This is a genomic window from Micromonospora deserti, assembly GCF_003236335.1.
GTDB classification, from domain to species: Bacteria; Actinomycetota; Actinomycetes; order Mycobacteriales; family Micromonosporaceae; genus Micromonospora; species Micromonospora deserti.
This window is the reverse complement of record NZ_POUB01000086.1, coordinates 1-21,200: the sequence shown is the minus strand read 5'-3', so window position 1 is coordinate 21,200 and position 21,200 is coordinate 1. Positions and strand designations below refer to the sequence as shown.

Sequence of the window (21,200 nt, the reverse complement as noted above, 5' to 3'; positions counted from 1 at the left end):
GCCCCGGCCAGCCGCCCCGCCCCGAGCCGACGGACCTGTGGGCCGCCGCGACCGCCCGGCCGTCCGGCGGGCCGCCGGCTTCCGGTCCGCCGGCCGGGGCCGCGGCTCCCGTACCCCCGCCGGCCCGGCGCCGCCGGCTGCTGCCGGCCGTGCTGGCCACGGTGCTGGTGCTGGTGTTGGCCGCCGCGGGGCTCGCCGTGGTCCGGCCCGGCCCGGTGGCCGACTGGCTGGGCGACGAGCCGGCCGGCGGCGCAGGCGCCGCGCCGGCGCCGGAACCCGCCCCCGTGGCGGTGCTGGCCGGCGCGGACGCGAACGCTCCGCTGCCCACCTCCGAAGGGGTACGCGCCGCGCTCGACCCGCTGGTCCGCGTGCCCGTCCTCGGTAACCGGGTCAACGTCTCGGTGGCCGACGTGGCCACCGGCCAGCCGCTCTTCGGCCGGGGCGCGGACGACGGCACCGTGCCCGCCTCGGTGACCAAACTGGTGACCGCGGTGACGGTGCTCGCCGCGCGCGGTCCCGCGTACCGGATCCCCACCCGAGCGGTGGCCGGCGCGACCCCGGGCGAGGTGGTGATCGTCGGCGGTGGCGACCCGAGCCTGGCCGTCGACGGGAAGGGCTTCTACCCCGGGGCCGCCCGCCTGGACGACCTCGCCGAGCAGGTGAAGCAGGCGCTCGGCGGCACGGAGCCGACGAGGGTCACCGTCGACTCGTCGCTCTACTCCGGGCCGGTGCACGAGCCCGGCTGGGACGCCGACATCCCCACCGGCGGCTACGGCGGCGCGGTGACCGCACTGATGACCGACGGCGCCCGCGAGAACGTGGCGCAGGCCCGCAAGGACCACGAGGCCGGCAACCACGGCGCCGAGCGGGTCGCCCAGCCCGACCTGGCCGCCGGCCGTGCCTTCGCCCGGCTGCTCGGCGTACCGGCCGACGCCGTCAGCCGCGGCCGGGCGCCCGCGGTCGACGCCGGCGCCACGGCCGGCGCCCCGGGCAGCGAGCTGGGCAGGGTGGAGTCGCTGCCGCTGGTCCGGCTCGTCGACATCATGATCACCGACAGTGACAATCTGGTCGCCGAGGCGCTCGCCCGGCAGGTCGCGCTGGCCCGGAACCAGCCCGCCTCGTTCACCGGCGCCGCGGCGGCGATGGACGCGGTCGCCGCGGAACTCGGCCTGCCGGCCGACGAGCTCTCGCTCGCCGACGGCAGTGGCCTGTCCCGAAGCAACCGGATCAGCCCGTCCCTGCTCACCGACCTGATCGCGCTCGCCGGCAACGGCAGCCGGCCGGAGCTGGCCGCGATCTTCGGCGGCCTGCCGGTCGGCGGCTGGTCGGGCACGCTCGCCGACCGCTACGAGGGGGCGGCCGCCAAGGCCGGCGCCGGCGTGGTCCGGGCCAAGACCGGGACGCTGACCCGGGTGCACGCGATCGCCGGGCTGGTCACCACCGCCGACGGGCGGCTGCTCACCTTCGCCGTGCTCACCGACCAGGCGCCCCCGGACGGGATGACGGCCAGCCGGGTGGCGCTGGACCGGATCGCCGCCGCCCTGGCCGGCTGCGGCTGCCGCTGACCCCCGGCCACCACCGGCGTCGATCGCCGTCCGCGAGCCCGGGCCGGGGTGTTCCGGCGCGGGTACGGTGGGTGCATGGCGCAGTTCGTGGACTGGGATCTGGCCGCCGCGACGGCGGGGGCGCTGGGCAAGTCGGGCCCCCGGGTGTCGTACGCCGAGGCCACCGACGTGGTCGGCGACCTGCGACGGTTGACCGAGGAGGCGGCCGGGCACGTCGCGGACTACACCGGCCTGCGCTCGCAGGTGGCCCACCCGCCGGTGCGGGTGGTGGACCGGCGGGACTGGGCGGCAACCAACATCGCCGGGCTGCGCGAGGTGATCAGCCCGCTGGTCAGCCGGCTCGCCGGGGACAAGCAGCCGGGCGCGCTGACCGAGGCGATCGGCTCCCGGCTGACCGGCGTGCAGGCCGGCACCGTGTTGGCCTACCTCTCCGGCCGGGTCCTCGGCCAGTACGAGGTCTTCTCCGGCGACCCGGGGCAGCTGCTGCTGGTCGCGCCGAACATTGTCGAGGTGGAGCGGAAGCTGCAGGCCGACCCGCGCGACTTCCGGCTCTGGGTGTGCCTGCACGAGGTGACCCACCGGACGCAGTTCACCGCGGTGCCGTGGATGCGGGCGTACTTCCTCGGCGAGGTGCAGGCGTTCGTGGACGCGTCGTCCAGCGGCGGCGAGCACCTGCTGGAGCGGCTGCGCCGGGGCGTGGCCACCCTCTCCGACGCGATCCGCGACCCGGAGAGCCGCACGAGCGTGCTGGACATCGTCCAGACGCCGGCGCAGCGCGCCGTACTGGACCGGCTCACCGCGCTGATGACCCTGCTTGAGGGGCACGCCGAGTTCGTGATGGACGGGGTCGGGCCGCAGGTGATCCCCAGCGTGGAGCGGATCCGGGCGGCCTTCAACCGGCGCCGGGAGGCCGGAAACCCGCTGGAGAAGGCGGTCCGCCGGCTGCTCGGCGTCGACGTCAAGATGCGCCAGTACGCCGAGGGTCGCAAGTTCGTGCACGGCGTGGTCGAGCGGGTCGGCATGGCGGGCTTCAACAAGGTCTTCGCCTCGCCGCTCACCCTGCCGAGGCTGGAGGAGCTGGGCGATCCGGACGCCTGGGTGGAGCGGGTGCACGGGCCGGCCGGGCAGCTCCCGGCCGTCGGCTGACCGTACGCCGGTGGCCGCGCTCGCTCCGCCGATCGCCGCGATCCGGGTCGCGGTCCGGCGCGCGCTGACCGGCCTGCCGGCCGGGGGGCCGGTGCTGGTCGCCTGTTCCGGCGGGGCGGATTCGCTCGCCCTGGCCGCCGCCACGGTCTTCGTGGCTCCCCGGCTGGGCCGCGCGGCCGGCCTGGTGACCGTCGACCACGGCCTGCAACCCGGCTCGGCGGAGCGGGCCGAGGCGGTGGCCGGGTGGGCGCGCGGCGTGGGCTTCGCCCCGGTCGAGTCGGTACGGGTCGAGGTGGCCGGCCGCCCGGGCGGCCCCGAGGCGGCCGCCCGGGAGGCCCGCTACCAGGCGCTGACCGGGGTGGCCGGCCGGCATCGGGCGGTGGCGCTGCTCACCGGGCACACCCGCGACGACCAGGCGGAGACGGTGCTGCTGGCGCTCGCCCGGGGCGCCGGCCCGCGCGGGCTGGCCGGGATGCCCGCCCGGCGGGACCTCGACGGGGTGCCGCTGCTGCGCCCGCTGCTGGAGATCAGCCGGGAGCAGACCCGCAAGGCGTGCGCCATGCTCGGGCTGAGCCCGTGGGAGGACCCGCACAACGTCGACCCCTCGTACGCCCGGGCCCGGGTGCGGGCCGATCTGCTGCCGGCGCTGGTGCGCGCGCTGGGCCCGGGGGTGCTGGACAACCTGGCGCGGACCGCGCGGCTGGTGGCGGCGGACAACGCCGCCCTGGACGACCTGGCCGCCGGTGCGCTGGCCGAGGTCCGCCATCCCGACGGGGGGCTGTCGGTACCGGCGCTGGCCGTCCTGTCGCCCGCCGTCCGGGGCCGGGTGCTGCACGCCTGGGCCCGCGAGCTGGGTGCCCCGCCGGCCGCGTTGTCGCACCGGCATGTCGCCGCCCTCGACGCGCTGGTCACCGGCTGGCACGGGCAGGGGGCGGCGCACCTGCCGGGTGGCCTGCGGGTGGTCCGCCGCGCCGACCGGCTCGTCCCCGCCGGCCGCGCCGGTTGAGCTGCGGGGCCGGGCGGCGGCGTCGCCGCGGGGGCGCGGGAGCCGCCGGGAGGCGGTAGACATGGCGCATGGCGTACCCCCGACAGCCGCTCTTCGCGCCGCGCGGCGCGGTGGCGACGAGCCACCCGCTGGCCGCGGCAGCCGGCCTGGCCGTGCTGCGACGCGGCGGCAACGCCGTCGACGCCGCGCTGGCCACCGCGATCACCCTGACGGTGGTGCAGCCCCCGTCCAACGACATCGGCGGCGACCTGTTCGCGATCGTCTGGGACGGCGAGCGGCTGCACGGCCTCAACGCCTCGGGCCGGTCACCGGCGGCGCTGACCCGGGAGGCGGTGCTCGCCGCGACCGGCGGCGGGGGCGCGGAGCCGGTCGACGCGCTCGGCGGCGCGCAGGCCCGTGGGCCGGCGATGCCGGCCCGGGGTTGGCTGCCGGTGACCGTGCCTGGCGCCCCGGCCGGCTGGCGGGACCTGCACGACCGGTTCGGCTCGCTTCCGTTCGCCGAACTCTTCACCGACGCGGTCGGGTACGCCGAGCACGGCCACCCGGTCTCGACCGGGGTCGCCGCGGCCTGGGCCCGTGCCGTGGCCGCCGCCGGCCCGGGCGGGGTGGAGTTCGCCGAGTTCGCCCGGGTGTTCACGGCCGGCGGCCGGGCGCCCCGGCCGGGCGAGCGCTGGCGGAACCCGGATGCCGCGCGGACCCTGCGCCGGATCGCGGACACCGGGGCGGAGGACTTCTACCGGGGCGGTATCGCCGAGGCGCTGGACGCGCACGCCGCGCGGACCGGCGGCCTGCTCAGCGGCGACGACCTGGCCCGGCACACCTCGACGTGGGTGGCGCCGGTGCGCGCCCGGTACCGGGGGCACGAGGTCTGGGAGCTGCCGCCGAACGGGCAGGGGCTGGCCGCCCTGCTCGCCCTGCACATTCTCGACGGCACGGAGGTCGCCGGGTTGCCGCTCGCCGAGCGGCTGCACCGGCAGATCGAGGCGGTGAAGCTCGGCTTCGCCGACGCGCACGCCCACGTCGCAGATCCGGACCGGGTGCCGGTGCCGACCGAGGCGCTGCTCTCGCCCGGCTACGCGGCGGCCCGGCGGGCGTTGATCACGGATCGGGCCGGGGAGCCGACCGCCGGCGACCCGGAGCGCGGCGGCACGGTCTACCTCTGCACCGCCGACTCCGGCGGGATGATGGTGAGCCTGATCCAGTCGACGTACCTGGCCTTCGGTTCGCGCGTGGTGCTGCCCGGGTACGGTTTCGCGCTGCAGAACCGCGGCCTCGGCTTCCGGCTGGACCCCACGCACCCCAACGTGGTGGCGCCGGACAAGCGCCCCTTCCACACCATCATCCCCGGCTTCCTGACCCGTGACGGCGCGCCGGTCGGCCCGTTCGGGGTGATGGGCGGGCACATGCAGCCGCAGGGGCACGTGCAACTGGTCTCGGCCACCCTCGACGCGGGGCTCGACCCGCAGGCGGCGCTGGGCGCGCCCCGCTGGTATTGGCACGCCGGGCGGTCGCTGCTGGTGGAGCCGGAGCTGGTGGCCACCGCCGAGGGTCGGGTGGCGGTGACCGAGCTGCGGGCCCGCGGCCACGAGATCGCCGTCGCGCCGGAGCCGGCGGTGTTCGGGTACGGGCAGGCGATCTGGCGGTGGGCCGACGGCGGCTACGTGGCCGGCTCGGAGCCCCGGGTGGACGGGGGGATGGGCGCCTTCTGACCCGGCGGACCCTCGGGACGGGGGCGCCCGGGGCCAGCGGCGGCCGAGGTGGATCAGCTGGCGTGGGTGCGGTCGCGGAAGGTGGTGCGGTAGCTGTGCGGGGTGGCGCCGACCCGGCGGGCGAAATGGTGCCGCAGCGCCGCCGCGTCGCCGAAGCCGGCCCGGTCGGCGACCGTTTCGACGCTCAGCCGGGTCTCCTCCAGCAGCCGCCGGGCCAGCAGCACCCGCTGGTTGGTCAGCCAGTCGTGGGGCGTGGTGCCGGTCTCGGCGCGGAACCGCCGGGCGAAGGTACGCGGCGCTATGCCCGCCCGGGCGGCCAGCTCGTCGACCGTGACGGGCCGGTCCAGGTGCCCCATCAGCCATTCGAGCACCGGTTCCAGGGTGGGTGCCTCGGGGGCCTTCGGGATCGGCGCCTCGACGTACTGTGACTGCCCGCCGTCGCGGTGGGGCGGCACGACCATCCGGCGGGCCAGCCGGGTGGCCGTGGCGGAGCCGTGCTCCTGGCGGATCAGGTGCAGGCAGGCGTCGATGCCGGCGGCCGTGCCGGCGCTGGTGAGCAGCCGGCCGTCCTGCACGTAGAGCGAGTTGCACCGGACCTTGGCGCTCGGGTGGCGGCGTTGCAGCTCGTCGACATGACGCCAGTGGGTGGTGCACTCCCGGCCGTCGAGCAGCCCGGCCTCGCCCAGCAGGAACGCCCCCGAGCAGACACTCAGCAGGTACGCCCCCCGGTCGGCGGCCCGGCGCAGCGCGTCGAGCACCGGGGTGGGGGCGGTCGTGCCGTGGTGGTGGGCCGGGACGGCGATCAGGTCGGCGTCCTCGACCGGGCCCAGGTCGGCGTGCGGGGTCAGGTGGAAGCCGGAGGAGGTGCGCACCGGGGCGCCGTCGGCGCTGCAGACGTGGAAGCGGTAGCCGGGGAAACCGTCGGCGGTGCGGTCGGTGCCGAAGACCTCGGCGAGGACGCCGAGTTCGAACGGGGCGACCCGGTCCAGGGCGAGAACGGCGACCGAACGGAGCATGTGACGAGGGTAACCCCGGCGGTGGCAGGAAATCGAGGGCCGGTGGCATTCCTGCCACTGTCCGGGTGCGGGTGGCGGGCGCAGACTGGCTCCAGTCCGGTGCGCACCGGCGGCGAAACCGACAGCAACCACGCGAAAGCGAGCGCCGCCATGGAGTTCCTGCTCGTCCTGCTTTTTCTCGCCCTGCTCGCCGTGGCCTCGGTGGCCGGCCTGACCGCCGACAGCCGGGACTCGGCCGACTGGAAGCCCACCGACGACGGCCACCGGTGGCGGTCGCGTACCTGCTGAGGTGAATGGCGGCCTTTGGAGGGGAAAATCCGGGGCGGGACCGCGCCAAAAGGGGCGGCCCCGCCGACGGAGGCCAACCGGCGTACGGCAGGCTAGGAGCCATGGCTGACGGCTCCTGGTACGACGCCGACATCGACCACGTGATCATTTCCGAGGCGCAGATCCGCGAGAAGACCGCGGAGCTGGCCAAGCAGGTCGCGGCGGACTACGCCCACGTCGAGGACGGCCTCCTGCTCGTCTGCGTGCTCAAGGGCGCGGTGATGTTCATGGCCGACTTCGCCCGGGCGCTGGGCCGGCACGGTCCCCCCGCCGAGCTGGAGTTCATGGCCGTCTCCTCGTACGGCCAGGGCGCCACCTCCTCCGGCGTGGTCCGCATCCTCAAGGACCTGGACCGGGACATCGCCGGGCGGCACGTCGTCGTGGTCGAGGACATCGTCGACTCCGGGCTGACCCTGTCCTGGCTGCTGCGCTACCTGGAGTCCCGTTCCGCGGCGAGCGTCGAGGTGGTCGCGCTGTTCCGCAAGCCGGACGCGGTGAAGGTGCCGGTGCCGGTGAAGTACGTCGGCTTCGACATCCCGACCGAGTTCGTCGTCGGCTACGGGCTCGACTTCGGCGAGCGCTACCGCGAGCTGCCCTACGTCGGCGTGCTCAAGCCCGAGGTCTACGCCCGGGCCTGAGACCTCCTCGTACCGGCGTCCATCAAGCGGACGTTCAGCGGACTCCCAGCTGATCCGACTACCGTGGGCGTCGGTGGCGTGGAGGCACCTCCACGCCCGGCCCCTCGACCGCGTGACCGGGTGTGCGGGGTGGCCGGGCGGCGGACTCCTCGCCACGCCGGCCGACCCCCCGGTTCGCCGTGCGCGTAAGTGCTGGGCTCGCAAGCTCACATCTGGCGCGCACGGTGTACCGTCGAATGACCGCGGCGCGCAGTATCGCGCCTCGGGGTCGAGGCCGGCCCGCCCGGCGGCTCGGCCGCCGCCCAGGCGGCGACACCATTCAGACGGTCAGGACGTCGATCAGGAGGATGCGGGCGTTTCGGCGCTCGACAACAGCATGGAACGTACGCGTTTCTTCCGCCGACCGGTGGTCTGGATCATCCTGGTCATCCTCGGCGCCGTTTTGCTCAGTCAGCTGTTCACCGCTGGTCCCAGCTACCACCGGGTGGACACTTCCGTTGCGCTCGACCAGCTTCACACCGCGAAGATCAATAAGGCGGTCTTCCAGGACAAGGAGCAGACGCTCCAGCTCGACCTGGCGCAGAAGACCAAGTTCGGCGACACCACCACCGACCGGATCGAGGCGCAGTTCCCGTACGAGGTCGGCGACCAGGTCTGGAACGAGGTCCTGGAGGCCAAGGCGGCCAACCGGATCACCGGGCCGGCCGACACCAAGGTGTCGTCCGACAGCATCTGGGTGAGCCTGCTGGTCAACCTGCTTCCGATCGCCCTTCTGGTGCTCCTGCTGCTGTTCTTCATGTCGCAGATGCAGGGCGGCGGCTCCCGGGTGCTCAACTTCGGCAAGTCCAAGGCCAAGATGATCACCAAGGACACGCCGAAGACCACCTTCGCCGACGTCGCCGGCGCCGAGGAGGCCGTCGAGGAGCTGCACGAGATCAAGGACTTCCTGCAGAATCCGGCGAAGTACCAGGCCCTGGGCGCGAAGATCCCGAAGGGCGTCCTGCTCTTCGGCCCGCCCGGCACCGGCAAGACGCTGCTGGCCCGCGCGGTCGCCGGTGAGGCCGGGGTGCCGTTCTACTCGATCTCCGGTTCCGACTTCGTCGAGATGTTCGTCGGTGTCGGCGCCAGCCGGGTCCGCGACCTCTTCGAGCAGGCCAAGGCCAACGCCCCGGCAATCGTCTTCGTCGACGAGATCGACGCCGTCGGCCGGCACCGTGGCGCCGGCATGGGCGGCGGCCACGACGAGCGCGAGCAGACGCTCAACCAGCTGCTCGTCGAGATGGACGGCTTCGACACCAAGGGCGGGGTCATCCTGATCGCCGCCACCAACCGGCCGGACATCCTCGACCCGGCGCTGCTGCGTCCGGGCCGCTTCGACCGGCAGATCCCGGTGGACGCTCCCGACATGGAGGGCCGCAAGGCGATCCTGCGCGTGCACGCGAAGGGCAAGCCGTTCACCCCCGACGTCGACCTCGACTCGGTGGCCCGGCGCACCCCTGGCTTCAGCGGCGCCGACCTGGCCAACGTGATCAACGAGGCCGCGCTGCTCACCGCCCGCAAGGACCAGCGGGCGATCACCAACGACTCCCTGGAGGAGTCGATCGACCGGGTGATCGCGGGTCCGCAGCGCCGGACCCGGGTGATGAGCGACCAGGAGAAGAAGATCACCGCGTACCACGAGGGCGGGCACGCGCTGGTCGCCTGGGCGCTGCCGCACGCCGCGCCGGTGCACAAGGTGACGATCCTGTCCCGGGGCCGCTCGCTGGGCCACACCCTGGTGCTGCCCACCGAGGACAAGTACACCCAGACCCGCGCCGAGATGGTCGACACGCTGGCGTACGCGCTCGGTGGTCGGGCCGCCGAGGAGCTGGTCTTCCACGAGCCGACCACCGGCGCCGGCAACGACATCGAGAAGGCCACTCAGTTGGCCCGGGCCATGATCACCCAGTACGGCATGAGCTCCAAGCTCGGTGCGATCAAGTACGGCACCACCGGCGACGAGCCGTTCCTCGGCCGCAACATGGGCCACGAGCGGGACTACTCCGACGCGGTGGCCGCCGAGATCGACGCCGAGATGCGGGCGCTGATCGAGCTGGCCCACGACGAGGCCTGGGAGATCCTGGTGGAATACCGGGACGTCCTGGACAATATCGTCCTGGAGCTGATGGAGAAGGAGACTCTCTCCACGGCCGACATGGCCCGGATCTGCGCCCGGGTGGCCAAGCGGCCGCCGATGGCGCCGTACAACGGCTTCGGCAAGCGCCAGCCCTCCACCGAGCCGCCGGTGCTCACCCCGGCCGAGAAGGAGGCGCTCAAGGCGCAGGCCCAGGCCGACGGCGCGCAGGCGGCGGTCGGTGGCCCCTCGAACAACTCGGACGGTCCGCACTGAGCACCGACCCGACGGCCAGCTCCCCCGACGGGGAGCTGGCCGTCTCCGCAACCGAACCGGACGACGGCCTCGACTACGTCGCCGCCCGGCTGATCAGCGGCAAGCTCACCGGCCGCCCGATCGAGGACACCATGGACCTCGCGCGGATCGAGAAGGCGGTCCGCGAGATCCTCATCGCGGTCGGCGAGGACCCCGACCGCGACGGGCTCCAGCAGACCCCGGCCCGGGTTGCCCGGGCGTACGCCGAGCTCTTCGCCGGCCTCCGGGTCGACCCGGGCCAGGTACTCAGCACCACCTTCGAGGCCAACCACGAGGAACTCGTGCTGGTCCGGGACATCGACGTGATGAGCCTCTGCGAGCACCACCTGCTGCCGTTCCGGGGCAGCGCGCACATCGGCTACATCCCCGGCCCCGACGGCCGGATCACCGGCCTGTCCAAGCTGGCCCGGCTGGTCGAGGTCTTCGCCCGCCGGCCGCAGGTGCAGGAGCGGCTCACCTCCCAGATCGCCGACCTGCTGATGAGTAAGCTCAAACCGCGCGGCGCGGTGGTCGTGCTGGAGTGCGAGCACATGTGCATGGCGATGCGCGGCATCCAGAAGTCCGGCGCCAAGACCATCACCTCGGCGGTGCGGGGCACCCTCCAGCGCGACGCCAAGTCGCGCGCCGAGGCGATGGCCCTGATCATCCCCCGCTGACCGGCGCGGGCGACCGGCTGAGCCCGACCGGGGGTCGGCCCCGCCCGGACAGGCCCGGAACCGCTCAGCCCGCCAGGATGGCCAGCAGCAGCCCGGCCGCGACCAGCACCGCCGGGACCAGGCAGACCAGCGCGCCGAGCCGCACGGTACGGGCCACCCGCCCACCCGGCTCCGGCGGGAAGAGCCGCCCGACACCGATCCAGCCGGCCGCGAACGCGAGCGCCGGCATCGGCAGCCCGCAGATCAGCGCCGCCACGCTCGCCGCACCCGGGCCGGTCGCCACGAGCAGCGCCACCTGGATCAGCGGCACCAGCAGCGCCAGCGGCCCGTACACCAGCAGGTTGCGCAGCGGCGCCGGCCAGCTGGCCGGGCCGAGACCGCCCCGCGCCGCCATCGCGGCGTCCGCCGCGTCCGCCCAGCCCCGGGCCGCCCGAAGCGCGGCCAGCACCGCCGCCGGCCCACCGGTCATCGTCCGGGCCGCCTCGGTCACCTCCGGCGGCGTCGGCACCAGCGAGATCGGCGGTACGCCCAGCTCGCGCAGCCGGCTCTCCTGCGGCGCCAACCGGGTGCGTACCCCGGTCAGCTCCTCCCGGGCGGCCTGCACCGACCGGGCCTGCTCGCCCGCGGCGGTGGCCGCGTCCCGGCGTACCCCGTCGAGCTGGCGCGCGGCGGCCAGATAGTCGGCCCACGCGGCTGGCAGCGGGCCGACACCGGCGGCCGGCGACCCGACGCCTGCGGCCCCGCCCGGCGCCGGATCTCCGCCCGTGCGCTGCCGCCCCGGGCCTGCCTCCGTCGCCCCGCCCCGGCTCACGTCGGCACCCCCTCCTCGGCGAACGGGACCAGGACGGTGCCCCGCTCGCCCGGACCGTCCCACAGCACCGCCCGGCCGGGGCGTGGCCGCCACTCCACCGGCCGGCCGAAGACCGGCGCGAGCTGGACCCCCGGCACGTCCACCACGGCCACCGCGGCGAGCTTGTCCACCTCGCCCTCCGGCTCCAGCAGCACCGCGAACGACGGCACCGTCCGCCACCGGCCCAGCAGGTGCCGGCCGGCCGCCGGGCCCTCCCGCAGCAGGGCCCGCAGCAGGTCCGTGGGCAGCTGCTCCGGCGTCGGCACGTCCAACCCGAAAACCACCAAATAGGCCGGTCCGCTGCCGGCCACGGCGGCACGCAGGCCCACCGAGTCGACCGTCTCGACCGGGTGGCGGCCGGCCAGCTCGGCCGCCAGCTCCTCGGCCAGCGGCCGCTCCGCTTCGTCCGGCGCGGCCACCACGAACCGGGCGCCACCGGGTGGATGGTGGGCGGCGATGCTGCGCGCCGCGGTCAGCAGGAGCCGGGCCGCCTCCGGGCCCGGGCCGAGGACGGCCAGGTTGCGCCCGGGGGTGGGACCGAGCGGCACCGCCACCGTGGACCGGGACACGTCCACCGCGCGGCCCAGCAGGGCGGCGGTACCGGGCGACCGCCCGGCGAGCGCCGCCCGGTACCGGGGATCGTTGCGCAGCAGCGGGCGCGCATACCCGGCGAAGACCACGGGCGGTGCGGACCCCTCCGGCCGGGCCGCCCAGAGCCGGTGGCGCAGTTCCGCCACGGTGTCCGGGTGGTCCTGCGGATCCGGGAACCGGACCATCCGCTCATGCCCGCGGGTGGCGCCCCGGGGGCCGCCGAGCCCGCCGGCCGTGTTCACCACCGCGCTGCCCACCGGCAGCCCGGCCGCCGCGTCGTTGGTCGGTTCCAGCACCGCGCCCCCACCCGGCAACGCCACCCGAACCGGGAACTGCCCGAGCACCGAGTCCCGGTGCCCACCATCGGTACGCGAGCCCAACCCCAGGTCACCCTCACCGGCCAGGACCAGGTGAACCCCGTGCGCGCGGCCGGCGCGGGCCAGCGCGTCCAGCCGGGCGGCGGCGTCGGCGGCCAGCCGGTCCCGCTCCGCGAAGAGCAGCGGAAGGTTGTCGAGCACGCAGACGATCCGTGGCATGAGGCGGTGCTGCCGCAGCTCCGCGAAACGCTGCCCGCCGGCCCGGCCGCCGGCCTCCTCGCGACGGCGCACCTCCGCCGTCAACTGGTCGAACAGATCGAGCACGTACTCCCGGTCCGCAGCCATCGCGGCGGCCCGCACCTGCGGAACCCACGAGCGGTCCCGCTCGGTCTGGAGAAACTCCACGAAGGACTCGCCCGCGCCGAGATCCACCAGGTAGAGGGACAGCTCATCCGGGCCGTACCGGGCGGCCAGCCCGAGCAGCGCGGTGGTGAGGAAGGTCGACCGGCCGGTGCCCGACCGGCCGCTGACCAGCCAATGCGGGGTCAGCTCGGTGAAGCCCAGCGGCACCGGCCGCCCACCGGCGTCGCCCACCGTGGTGGTGAGCCCGTCGACCGAACTGCCCGCCCAGAGCTCATCGTCGGACGCCGGCAGCAGATCGGTTAGGGAGAGCCGGGACCCCGCCTCCGCCTGCGCGGCGAGCCTGCGGCAGACCGCCTCGACGAGATCAGCGGGCGGGTCCGCCTCGATGAAGACCGGGGAGTTCAACCCACCCGGCGGGTCCGCGCCCGGACCGGCGAACGAACGGTCAGGCGGATCCCCGAGCAGCGCGTACGTGGTCCGCATCGCGAGTGCGGTGGCCTGCGGCAGCGGTGGCCGGCCGGCGTACCGGCCCGCCGGTGGCCAGCCGGCCACCACCAGGTGCAGCCCGGCGGACCGGCCCGGCTCGGCCAGGGCCTCGATCCGGGCCAGGTCGGTGGAGCCGGTCGACTCGGGCAGCGCGGCGAGCACCAGCAGCAACGTGCGATCGTGCCGGCGCCGCCCGCTCGCCCCCGGGCGCACCCACTGCTCCGCCTCGGTCAGCACGGCCCGCAGGCCGGCGACGTCGACCGCCGGTGGCGGTAGCAGACCGGCGTCGGCGAGCGCCGCGAACGGCGCCAGCGTCCCGCCCGCCGCGTCCACCGCCCGGACCAGCAGCGCCCCGGCGGGAGTCGCCGCCAACAACCGCAGCAGTACGGCCCGGAGCAGCCCCGCCACCCGGGGATCCCGGGCGTCCACGTCCACGGTGAGATGACCCGTGCCGAGCAGCGGAACCACGGCGGGGAAGCGGGCGTCGTCCAGCGGCGCCGCGGTGCCGACCCGGACGAACGCCGGCGGACCCCCACCGGCCGGCGTGCTCGGGTCGACCGTCTCCAGGGGAGCGCCAGCCCACCCTGGGGCCAGCACCGCCGCCGCGGACCGCAGCCGGTCGGCCAGCTCGTACTGGCGGCGCTGGTCGGCGGGGGCGGGCCGGGTGTCGTCGAGGATGCCGGCGGCGGCGATCGCGGTGGCGGCGGCGCGCCGGTGCAGGGTGGCGGCCCGGTTCGTCCGCGCCTTCGGACCGGCCACCGCGTCCACCCCCTCTGCCGAGGTTGGCAACCCTCCCCGCCGCAGAGACGGTAACCCAGGTGGGGCCGCTCCTTGCGGATGCGCGACCACGCGGCGCCGCTGATGTCGTGGATCTCACCCGTGGGGGGGGTTCCGTCACGATCCGCTGCATCTGGGCCATTGGGTCTGCCGTGCCCAGCCGTTAGCCTCAGGAGGTGGAATCAGTGCAGCCCCCCGCCGGTTCCCAGGTCTCCCGCGTACCGGCGCAACGGCCCCCCTCCGACCAGTTGGCGCCGCCGCCCGCAGCGCCGGCGCCGGAGCGGCCACGACGGCGGGCGCGCACCGTGTTGACGGTGGTCGCGGTGGTCCTCGCGGCGCTCTGCCTCGGCGGGTCGGCCACCGGGTACGTCCTCTACGACCGCGCCACCACACCCGACCGCAGCGCTCCGGACGTTGCGGTCGTCAACTACCTGCAGGCGTCACTCGTCTCACGGGATGCGAGCCGCGCTGCACTTTTCACCTGTGGCAGCCCTGTCCGCTCTGTCGAAGACTTCCGTGCTCAGATCGAACGACGCGAGCAGGAGTTGAACGTAGGTTTTTCCATCAACATCGAGAGCGTCGTCGTCTCAAGGGACAAACCTTCCAGTGCAACCGTTACAGCGGTCATCCGGCGAAGTGCCTCCGTAGATGGTGTGCAGCAGAGCCTTACTGACGAATGGCGGTTCCAGGTGGAGGACAGGGAAGGCTGGCGGGTCTGCGACGGGTCCCCGACCGCATGATCCCGCTATTCGATCCAGAGCAGGTGGACGGGAACTTCCAAGGTGGTCGGTGACTGCCCCCGCCAGGCCCACCGATACCACTCCAGCTCCGGCGTGACCCGGACACAGATGTCGCCGTCGGCGCCCGAGTAGGTCTCGGTGACAGCCCGCAGGTCACGGTGCTCGACGGATTGGACGACGTGCACCACCCGCCGCCCGGTCACGGTGTCCGCCTCGAAGACCGGGGTCGGCGTGCGGTGCGCCGGGGCGTCCAGCGAGACCAGCCGGATCCCGTTGTGCCGGGGCGACGCCCCGGCTGGCCGGCGTGGTCCCACCGTCTCCACCCAGACCCGCTCCACCGGGACGAGTGGGGCGAAGACCTCCACCTGGTCGGACTCCGCGCGGTACCACTCGTGCTCTGGGATGACCGGGACGTAGGTGCGGCTGCCCTGCACCACGCGATCGTCAGCGCGCAGGTCGCCGCGCCAGCCCAGCCCGGGCAGGCCGACCAGGACGCGTCGCCCGCGTAGCTCCACCCGGGCGGTGGCCGGCACGACCTCGATCGGCCGGGGCGGCAGCGGTGCCCAGTCCGGCTGGTCGGCGAACGGGTCCGGCAGCGGCTCGTTCATGTCGAAAGCGTCTCAGCCGGCGCCTTTGAGGGGCGCGCCCTGCGACCGCATGAACGGCACCGGGTCGATCGCGCCCCGGCTGGTTCGGTCGCCGTCGGTGTGCACCTCGAAGTGCAGGTGGGGGCCGGAGGAGTTGCCGCTGCTGCCGACCTCACCGATGACCTCGCCCGCCTGCACCAGCTGCCCGACGGATACGCGGGGCTTGCTCACCATGTGGCAGTAGCGGGTGATCATCTGGCCGGCGTGCAGGATGTCGACGAACCAACCGCAGCCGCCCTTGCCGGAATGGCCGTCCACGTCACAGCTCAGTCGACCCCGATCGTCCGGATCGCACCGGGCGACGAGCACGCGGCCGGTCGCGGCGGACCGGATCAGGGTGCCCTTCGGGGCCGCGATGTCCACGCCGTTGTGGCCCGGTCGGCTCGCCGTGCGGAAGCCGGATCCCACGCCCCCCGGGATCGGGGCGGTCCAGCCGGAGGCCGCGATCTTGCCGCCCGCCGCCGCGTCGCAGACCTGCTGCCCGCCGATCAGCACCGTCCGGGCGGCGCCGCCCGCCAGCGCGTTGACGATCCGCGCGGCGAGCTCCTCGTGCTTGGCGTAGGCGTCGGGGAAGGCGCTGACCTGCACGGCCTGGGCCGCCCTGCTGAGCGGCATCCGTTCCCAACCGGGCACCGTGACCAGCTTCTCGTAGAACTTCCGGGCGGCGTACTCGGGAGTCATCCGCTGCGCAACGCTGCCCCACCCGGCGCGCTGCTGGAACAGGCCGACGGAGTCGTGGTCGGCCCCGACGCCCTCGTTGGGCAGGTTCCGGGACTCCCCGACCGTGCGGTTGGCCAGGTTGCGGAGCCGGGACTCCTGCATCGCCGTCGCGACGGCGATCACCCAGCCGCGGGGCGGCACCTTCATCTCCTGCCCGACCTTGATGATCCGGGCCGCGTTGCGGAGTTGGATGTCGCCGTACTGCGAGATCCGGGGCATGTCGCCGGTCACGTCGACCCGGAAGTCCTCCGTGCACTCCTGACCGGCCAGCTTCATCTGGTCCGTCGAGTCACCGCCCAGTTCGGTGAGGAAGAACGCGCCGGCGCCGCCGGTGCAGCAGAGCAGGGCCAGGGCCGCCGTGAGCGCGGCGGCGAGGGCGCCGAGCCGGAAGGGTCGGCGGCGGGGCCGGATCTCGTCGCTCATTCCTGCTCCCAGTCCACCGCGTCCACCAGCCACCGCCCGTCCGGGGCCACCAGTTCCAGCCGGAGCCGCCCGGTGTCGAACGGCACCAGCACTTCGACAAAGGTCTCCGAGCGGGGCCGCAGGGTCGCCGCCTGACTCATCTGGGCGGCCGGTACCCCGGCCGGGTCGGCGCCGGCGAGCTTCTCGACCAGTGCGGGCGTGGAGAGCGGGCGCAGGCCCGCATGCCACTGCTCGGCGGTCATGCCCGGCTCGCCGAGCCAGGCGGTGACGAAGCGGTCGGCGGTCTGCTCGGGGGTCAGCTCACCCGCCCGGGTGACCGGCAAGGGCGGTGCGGCCGTGGATATCGCGCCGTCGTCGCCGGCCGTCGGATCCACGGTCGTGATCGGCTGGCTGGGGCGGTTGCTCAGGCCGGCCGCCGGGTCGCCGGGGCCGGCGACCAGCCGGGCCGCCCCGATGACGCCGAACACCACCACGGCGAGCGCGAGCGCGATTCCCAGCCGGGACCGCAGCAACCGGGTGACCAGGAACTCGACCGCCCGTCGCACCGCACTCACCGTGCCTCGGAGCGGATCCGCCGGCCGGGCCGTTCCGGCTCGCGCTCGGCGGGGCCCGGACGGTAGATGGCGAAGGACGGGTTCTCTTCGGGCACGTCCGGCTCGGTCCAGGCGGCCGGCTGCCGCCGCCGGGGCCTCGGGGCGACCGGGCGGGCCGCCGGGGCACCCTCCTCCGACCCCCCGCCCTCGTCCGTCCGCTCCCGGCCGTCCGGGCGCTGCCGCTGGTCGCCGCCCCCGGTGGTGGCGTGCACCAGATCCTCCCGCCGGGCTTCCGGGCGCAGCGTGGTCTGTTCGGCCACGGCACCGCGCCGGCGGCCCATCGCGGGTTCGGCGGTGCCGCCCGGCTCCGCCACGTCGAGCCGCGCCGCGGTGCGCATGTCCCGGAAGAAGCGCCGGTGCCAGGAGCCCGCCGAGCTGACCGCCTCGCTGCTGTCCTTGCCGCCGAGCTGGGTGATCCGCCGGTATGGGCGTAGCAGCAGCCAGCCGACTACCCCACAGAGCCAGACCAGCACCACCTGGAGCCAGCCCGGCAGGGTCGGTGTGCTCATGATCAGATCAACCGCGAAGAGGTAGATCGCCGCCCCGGTGCCGAAGATGGCGATGTTGAAGACGGCGGCCACCACCGCGTTCGCCAGCCGGCGCAGCCCGGCACTGGCCGGGCGCAGCAGGCCCACCGTGCCGAGGATCGGGGCGGCGATCACGGCCCAGCGGAAGATCAGGAAACCGAGCAGGACGAGCAGCGAGGCGGTCAGGTCGAACATCGCGAAGAGCACCGAGGCGAGCACCGCGATGAACCCGGCCCCCACCCGTTCCATGTCCCGGACGCCCTGGAGGTATTCGTACGCCTCCGGATCTTCGTTTCGGATCTGCTCTGCGACCTTCATCCACTGCTGCTGCTTCGCTTCGAAGGTGGCTTGTCGGGTTGCGGGGTTCGCGCGGATGGACTTGACCTCACCCCAGGTGAGAGAGCGTGCGTCGTAGAGTGCGGGTCCATACTTTCTTGCGGTCTCGCTGTCCGCTGAGCCTAAGACGCCACGGAGCCAGTTGCGGTAGAGCATTGATTCGGTGGCGGTATCGCTGGCTCGGACGGCGGGTGGTCGCAGGTCCTTGCATCGGTCCGGGTCCGGGTCGATGCATCGCCCGGGTTCGGGGTCCTTCGCCTGCGGGCCCACGGCGTCGTGGACCACGCCGAGCGTGGTGATGAGCGTGCCGTCGGCGATGTTCGCCGATTTCACCGGCCAGGCGGCCAGGGCGGTGACCGCGACCATCACCAGCAGGGCCCAGCCCGCCGTGGTCATCGCGTTGCTCATGTCCGACTGCCGGGAGCGCCAGAGCAGGTAGAGCCCGACCACGCAGAGGGTGATGATGCCGAAGACGCTGAACACCTTCTGGTAGACGGCCTTGGTCGCCTGGTCCACCAGCGGGTCAGCCCATCCCCACATCGACCGGGGGTCCCATGCCCGCTCCCGCAAGGCATTGGAAGCGCCGATCACTGCCGTGGCAATCATGAACTCGCCGTTGGCGATCGTCGTGGTGAACTTGTAGTCCGGATGCAGCACCGTGGCGGCGCAGCCGATGTCGTACGTCGTGTAGCTGTACCCGGCATACCCGTAGAGGCTGTACCGCCCGGTCACGACGGACGGTTCCTGTGGCGGCGAGCCTGCGAACCAACCGGCCAGACCGGCATCGGGGGCTCCAGGGGTCGGCGCATCGAGGCACTCTGCTCGTGATACGGACACATCCTTGAGCTTCGCGACACAGGCCCGGAAGTCGGCCTGCCACTGCTCAGTGGTGCAGAGGTCGGCTGGTGCCTGGACGGACACTGATGCGGGCGCCGCGGCGGACGCGGGTGCGGCGCCGATCGCGGGCCAACCGATCGTGGCCCCGGCGATCACGCCGAGCGCGAGCAGGAACGCCGTGATCCGTGCCCGGGCCCCGGCCATGTCACGCCTCCAGATCCGACAGGACGCTCGGCAGTACGCCGGCCGCTGCGGCGATCGCGGCGGGAGTGGTGTCGAGGTGCTCCAGCAGCCCGTCGACGTACGACACGTCGACCCGGACCTTCTGCACCCGCCCGTCGACGTCGCGCATGACGAACTCCCGGAAGCCGAGGCGGGCGGCCGAGGCGGTGTCGGCGGTGGAGAGCGAGGCCAGGGTGGCCTCGTAGCCGTCGTTGACCGGCACCCGCAGCAGGCGCAGCGCCTCGGAGGCGATCTCCGCGTCCTCGGCGATCCGGCCGACGAAGACGGTGGAGACGAGGTTCTGCACGTCGAGGCCGAGGATGTCGCGCGGGTTCTGCGAGGCGACCAGGGCGGCCAGGTTCCATTTGCGGGAGTCGCGGGCGAGCCGGACCAGGAAGGAACGCCCGGAGCGCCAGCCCTCCATGAAGTGCGCCTCGTCCAGGCCGACCAGCTTCCGAGACGACATCGACCCGCCGTAGCAGCGGCGGACCGCGAGCCGGTGCGCCGTGTGCAGCATCGGCAGGGCGAGCGATTCCTCGGCCGACCAGTACTCCCGCTCGATCTTCAGGTCGGGCAGCCGTAGCCCGGCCATGGTGATCACGGTGAGCGCCGCGTCGGGGCCGAGCAGCCCCTCCGGCGGCCGGCCGAAGAAGAGCATGGCCAGCGGCATCTCGGCGGTGTCCTGCAGCAGGTTGGCCAGTTCCCGGCCGGCGTCGTCGTCGAGCTGCGCCAGGCAGGTGACCACGTCGTCGAGAGTGGAGGTCTCCTCCGCCGGCACCTGGCGTACGGCGTGCCGGAACAGGGTGGCGGTGGACGCCTCGCGGGCCACCTGCGGGGGCACCAGCATCATGCAGATGTCCTGCACCAGCATCCGCCGCTCGGCCCGGGCGTTGGAGACCGCGATCTCGAACTCCCGGTCGCCCGCGGGCCCGCTGCCGAACTCGCTGCGCAGCGGCGTCGGGATCAGCGAGTACGGCGCCAGGGTGCCGTGCTCGGAGCCGGTCAGGTTGAGTACCCGGGCGTACGGCCGCAACTCCGGCATGGCGCAGAGCCGGGCCAGCGGGCCGGACGGGTCGAGCAGCGTCACCTGGACGCCGCGGCGGGCGGCCAGGTAGCCCAGCGCGCCGAGCAGGGTGGACTTGCCGCCGCCCGGCTCGGCGACGAAGACCGCGAGCCCGGAGCGCTCGCGTACCTCCATCGGGTAGTGCAGGTCGAGGAAGACCGGCCGGCGGCAGGTGCCGGCGGTACGCCCGATCAGGTCGCCGCGCCGGTCGCCGACCGTGGAGGCGGCCTGGGGCAGCGCGGCGGCGAGCAGCGTGACCGGCATCCGCCGGACGTAGCCGGTGTTGGCGATCGGCTCGCCGGGGATGAACTCCCGGGCCAGCCAGTCCTGGTTCTTCGGGTGCTGCAGGGAGATGCGCAGTTCCCGGGAGTAGAGCTGGATCAGCCGGCGGGCGCGCTCCAGGCACTCCTCCCGGGTCCGGCCGCCGACCGCGAACCGGTGCCAGCCGTGCGCCCGGGCCGAGTCCACCGGCAGCCCGGTGGTCATCTCGTCGCCGATCACCAGCGCCCGCTTGGCCAGCCGCTCCAGCTCGGGTGGGGCGTCGATGCCGTGTTCGGCGTAGTCGAGCTGCTGGGAGCGGATCATCCGCAGCCGGTGCTCGAGGTTGCGGAAGGAGTCGCCGGAGCCGAGGATGTCGACCCGGGTGGAGAGCTCCATCGGCCAGGGCAGCCGTTCGTGGAAGTGCAGCCAGGGCTCGTGCCGCTCGGGGATCTCCAGCGGTTCCATCCGGCCGACCGTCAGCACGGCGACGTGCCGCTCCTCGCCGGTCATCCGGTTGACCAGCTTGACCGTCGAGCCGTACGGGGTGCGGTAGCGCTCGACCTGCTCGGTGAGGGCGAGCAGGTCACCGCGTTCCCACCGCCCGTCGGTGACCGGCGAGAGGGTGCCGGGCGGCGCCATGCAGAGCGCGACCGAGCGGTAGAGCAGCCACTCCAGCTCCTGCGCGGTGACCCGCCGCCCGCGCATGCCGAAGGCGCCGAGCACCTCGTCGAACTGTTCGACCGTGCGGCCGAGCCGCCGGCGCTCGCTCTCGGCCACGCCGCGACCGAAGGTGCGCAGCAGCCGCTCGGTGAGCGAGTCGCCGAGGGAGCGGCGGGCGAAGGTGACACCGAGGTACGTCTGCCCCTCGGCGTGGTTGACGGAGAGCAGGTGCCGCTGCGCGGCCACCAGGTGGTCGGCCCAGCCGGGGGTGGCGGCGACGTCGGGCAGGGGGGTGG

General features: G+C 74.2%; 17 protein-coding genes. 9 read left to right on the top strand and 8 right to left on the bottom strand.

Translation table 11 applies throughout. The features are described 5' to 3' along the window. Positions 1 to 137 precede the first annotated feature (137 nt). From dacB to C1I99_RS14675, 4 genes are all read left to right on the top strand, one after another. Positions 138 to 1,565 carry a D-alanyl-D-alanine carboxypeptidase/D-alanyl-D-alanine endopeptidase gene (gene dacB / locus C1I99_RS14690; protein ID WP_233512506.1) on the top strand — a complete coding sequence of 476 codons (1,428 nt, stop codon included), beginning with the start codon at positions 138 to 140 and terminating at the stop codon, positions 1,563 to 1,565. 75 nt (positions 1,566 to 1,640) lie between these two features. Then, positions 1,641 to 2,711: a zinc-dependent metalloprotease gene (locus C1I99_RS14685; RefSeq protein WP_111134783.1), complete on the top strand. Its 1,071-nt coding sequence runs from the start codon at positions 1,641 to 1,643 to the stop codon at positions 2,709 to 2,711. A 10-nt stretch (positions 2,712 to 2,721) separates the two neighbouring features. Then, complete coding sequence (tilS, locus tag C1I99_RS14680) at positions 2,722 to 3,717, top strand: tRNA lysidine(34) synthetase TilS (protein ID WP_111134782.1); 996 nt, start codon at positions 2,722 to 2,724, stop codon at positions 3,715 to 3,717. Between the two features lie 68 nt (positions 3,718 to 3,785). Further along, positions 3,786 to 5,426, top strand: coding sequence for a gamma-glutamyltransferase family protein (locus C1I99_RS14675; RefSeq protein WP_111134781.1), 1,641 nt, complete (start codon positions 3,786 to 3,788; stop codon positions 5,424 to 5,426). A gap of 53 nt (positions 5,427 to 5,479) precedes the next feature. Here C1I99_RS14675 and C1I99_RS14670 read toward each other — a convergent pair whose 3' ends face one another. Continuing rightward, entirely contained in the window at positions 5,480 to 6,442 is a 963-nt protein-coding gene (locus tag C1I99_RS14670; RefSeq protein WP_111134780.1) for a GlxA family transcriptional regulator, read from the bottom strand. Positions 6,443 to 6,484: 42 nt separating this feature from the next. On the opposite strand from C1I99_RS14670, the gene C1I99_RS14665 reads away from it, so the two are divergent. The 4 genes from C1I99_RS14665 to folE all read left to right on the top strand — a co-directional run bounded on the left by C1I99_RS14665 (position 6,485) and on the right by folE (position 10,491). Continuing rightward, positions 6,485 to 6,730 carry a hypothetical protein gene (locus C1I99_RS14665; protein ID WP_146603961.1) on the top strand — a complete coding sequence of 82 codons (246 nt, stop codon included), beginning with the start codon at positions 6,485 to 6,487 and terminating at the stop codon, positions 6,728 to 6,730. A 101-nt stretch (positions 6,731 to 6,831) separates the two neighbouring features. Then, complete coding sequence (gene hpt, locus C1I99_RS14660) at positions 6,832 to 7,407, top strand: hypoxanthine phosphoribosyltransferase (protein WP_111134778.1); 576 nt, start codon at positions 6,832 to 6,834, stop codon at positions 7,405 to 7,407. Positions 7,408 to 7,783: 376 nt separating this feature from the next. After that, the gene (ftsH, locus tag C1I99_RS14655; protein WP_111134777.1) at positions 7,784 to 9,796 is read left to right on the top strand and encodes an ATP-dependent zinc metalloprotease FtsH; all 2,013 of its coding nucleotides are present in this window, start codon (positions 7,784 to 7,786) and stop codon (positions 9,794 to 9,796) included. Between the two features lie 35 nt (positions 9,797 to 9,831). Further along, on the top strand, positions 9,832 to 10,491 hold the full coding sequence (gene folE, locus C1I99_RS14650) for a GTP cyclohydrolase I FolE (RefSeq protein WP_111134776.1): 660 nt from the start codon (positions 9,832 to 9,834) through the stop codon (positions 10,489 to 10,491). Positions 10,492 to 10,555: 64 nt separating this feature from the next. On the opposite strand, the gene C1I99_RS14645 is transcribed toward folE, so the two are convergent. Beyond that, positions 10,556 to 11,302 carry a hypothetical protein gene (locus C1I99_RS14645; protein WP_111134775.1) on the bottom strand — a complete coding sequence of 249 codons (747 nt, stop codon included), beginning with the start codon at positions 11,300 to 11,302 and terminating at the stop codon, positions 10,556 to 10,558. Further along, entirely contained in the window at positions 11,299 to 13,866 is a 2,568-nt protein-coding gene (locus tag C1I99_RS14640; RefSeq protein WP_111134774.1) for an FtsK/SpoIIIE domain-containing protein, read from the bottom strand. The genes C1I99_RS14645 and C1I99_RS14640 overlap by 4 nt, the downstream gene beginning before the upstream one ends. Before the next feature lie 185 nt (positions 13,867 to 14,051). On the opposite strand from C1I99_RS14640, the gene C1I99_RS14635 reads away from it, so the two are divergent. Continuing rightward, complete coding sequence (locus C1I99_RS14635) at positions 14,052 to 14,615, top strand: hypothetical protein (RefSeq protein ID WP_438941412.1); 564 nt, start codon at positions 14,052 to 14,054, stop codon at positions 14,613 to 14,615. A gap of 5 nt (positions 14,616 to 14,620) precedes the next feature. On the opposite strand, the gene C1I99_RS14630 is transcribed toward C1I99_RS14635, so the two are convergent. The 5 genes from C1I99_RS14630 to C1I99_RS14610 form a co-directional block, all read right to left on the bottom strand. After that, on the bottom strand, positions 14,621 to 15,223 hold the full coding sequence (locus C1I99_RS14630) for a hypothetical protein (RefSeq protein ID WP_111134772.1): 603 nt from the start codon (positions 15,221 to 15,223) through the stop codon (positions 14,621 to 14,623). A gap of 12 nt (positions 15,224 to 15,235) precedes the next feature. Further along, positions 15,236 to 16,405 carry a M23 family metallopeptidase gene (locus C1I99_RS14625; RefSeq protein ID WP_111134771.1) on the bottom strand — a complete coding sequence of 390 codons (1,170 nt, stop codon included), beginning with the start codon at positions 16,403 to 16,405 and terminating at the stop codon, positions 15,236 to 15,238. Next, positions 16,402 to 16,959 carry a hypothetical protein gene (locus C1I99_RS14620; protein WP_111134770.1) on the bottom strand — a complete coding sequence of 186 codons (558 nt, stop codon included), beginning with the start codon at positions 16,957 to 16,959 and terminating at the stop codon, positions 16,402 to 16,404. Before C1I99_RS14620 ends, C1I99_RS14625 begins: the two co-directional genes overlap by 4 nt. Beyond that, positions 16,956 to 18,902, bottom strand: coding sequence for an MFS transporter (locus C1I99_RS14615; RefSeq protein WP_111134769.1), 1,947 nt, complete (start codon positions 18,900 to 18,902; stop codon positions 16,956 to 16,958). The genes C1I99_RS14620 and C1I99_RS14615 overlap by 4 nt, the downstream gene beginning before the upstream one ends. A gap of 1 nt (position 18,903) precedes the next feature. Continuing rightward, on the bottom strand, positions 18,904 to 21,200 hold a 2,297-nt coding region (locus C1I99_RS14610; protein WP_111134768.1), incomplete at its 5' end, for an ATP-binding protein.

Bases quoted from the DNA above. Each gene is read 5' to 3' on its own strand.
- C1I99_RS14685 (WP_111134783.1), top strand. From the start codon at position 1,641: ATGGCGCAGTTCGTGGACTGGGATCTGGCCGCCGCGACGGCGGGGGCG.
- C1I99_RS14675 (WP_111134781.1), top strand. From the start codon at position 3,786: ATGGCGTACCCCCGACAGCCGCTCTTCGCGCCGCGCGGCGCGGTGGCG.
- C1I99_RS14670 (WP_111134780.1), bottom strand. From the start codon at position 6,442: ATGCTCCGTTCGGTCGCCGTTCTCGCCCTGGACCGGGTCGCCCCGTTC.
- hpt (WP_111134778.1), top strand. From the start codon at position 6,832: ATGGCTGACGGCTCCTGGTACGACGCCGACATCGACCACGTGATCATT.
- ftsH (WP_111134777.1), top strand. From the start codon at position 7,784: ATGGAACGTACGCGTTTCTTCCGCCGACCGGTGGTCTGGATCATCCTG.
- C1I99_RS14630 (WP_111134772.1), bottom strand. From the start codon at position 15,223: ATGAACGAGCCGCTGCCGGACCCGTTCGCCGACCAGCCGGACTGGGCA.
- C1I99_RS14625 (WP_111134771.1), bottom strand. From the start codon at position 16,405: ATGAGCGACGAGATCCGGCCCCGCCGCCGACCCTTCCGGCTCGGCGCC.
- C1I99_RS14615 (WP_111134769.1), bottom strand. From the start codon at position 18,902: ATGGCCGGGGCCCGGGCACGGATCACGGCGTTCCTGCTCGCGCTCGGC.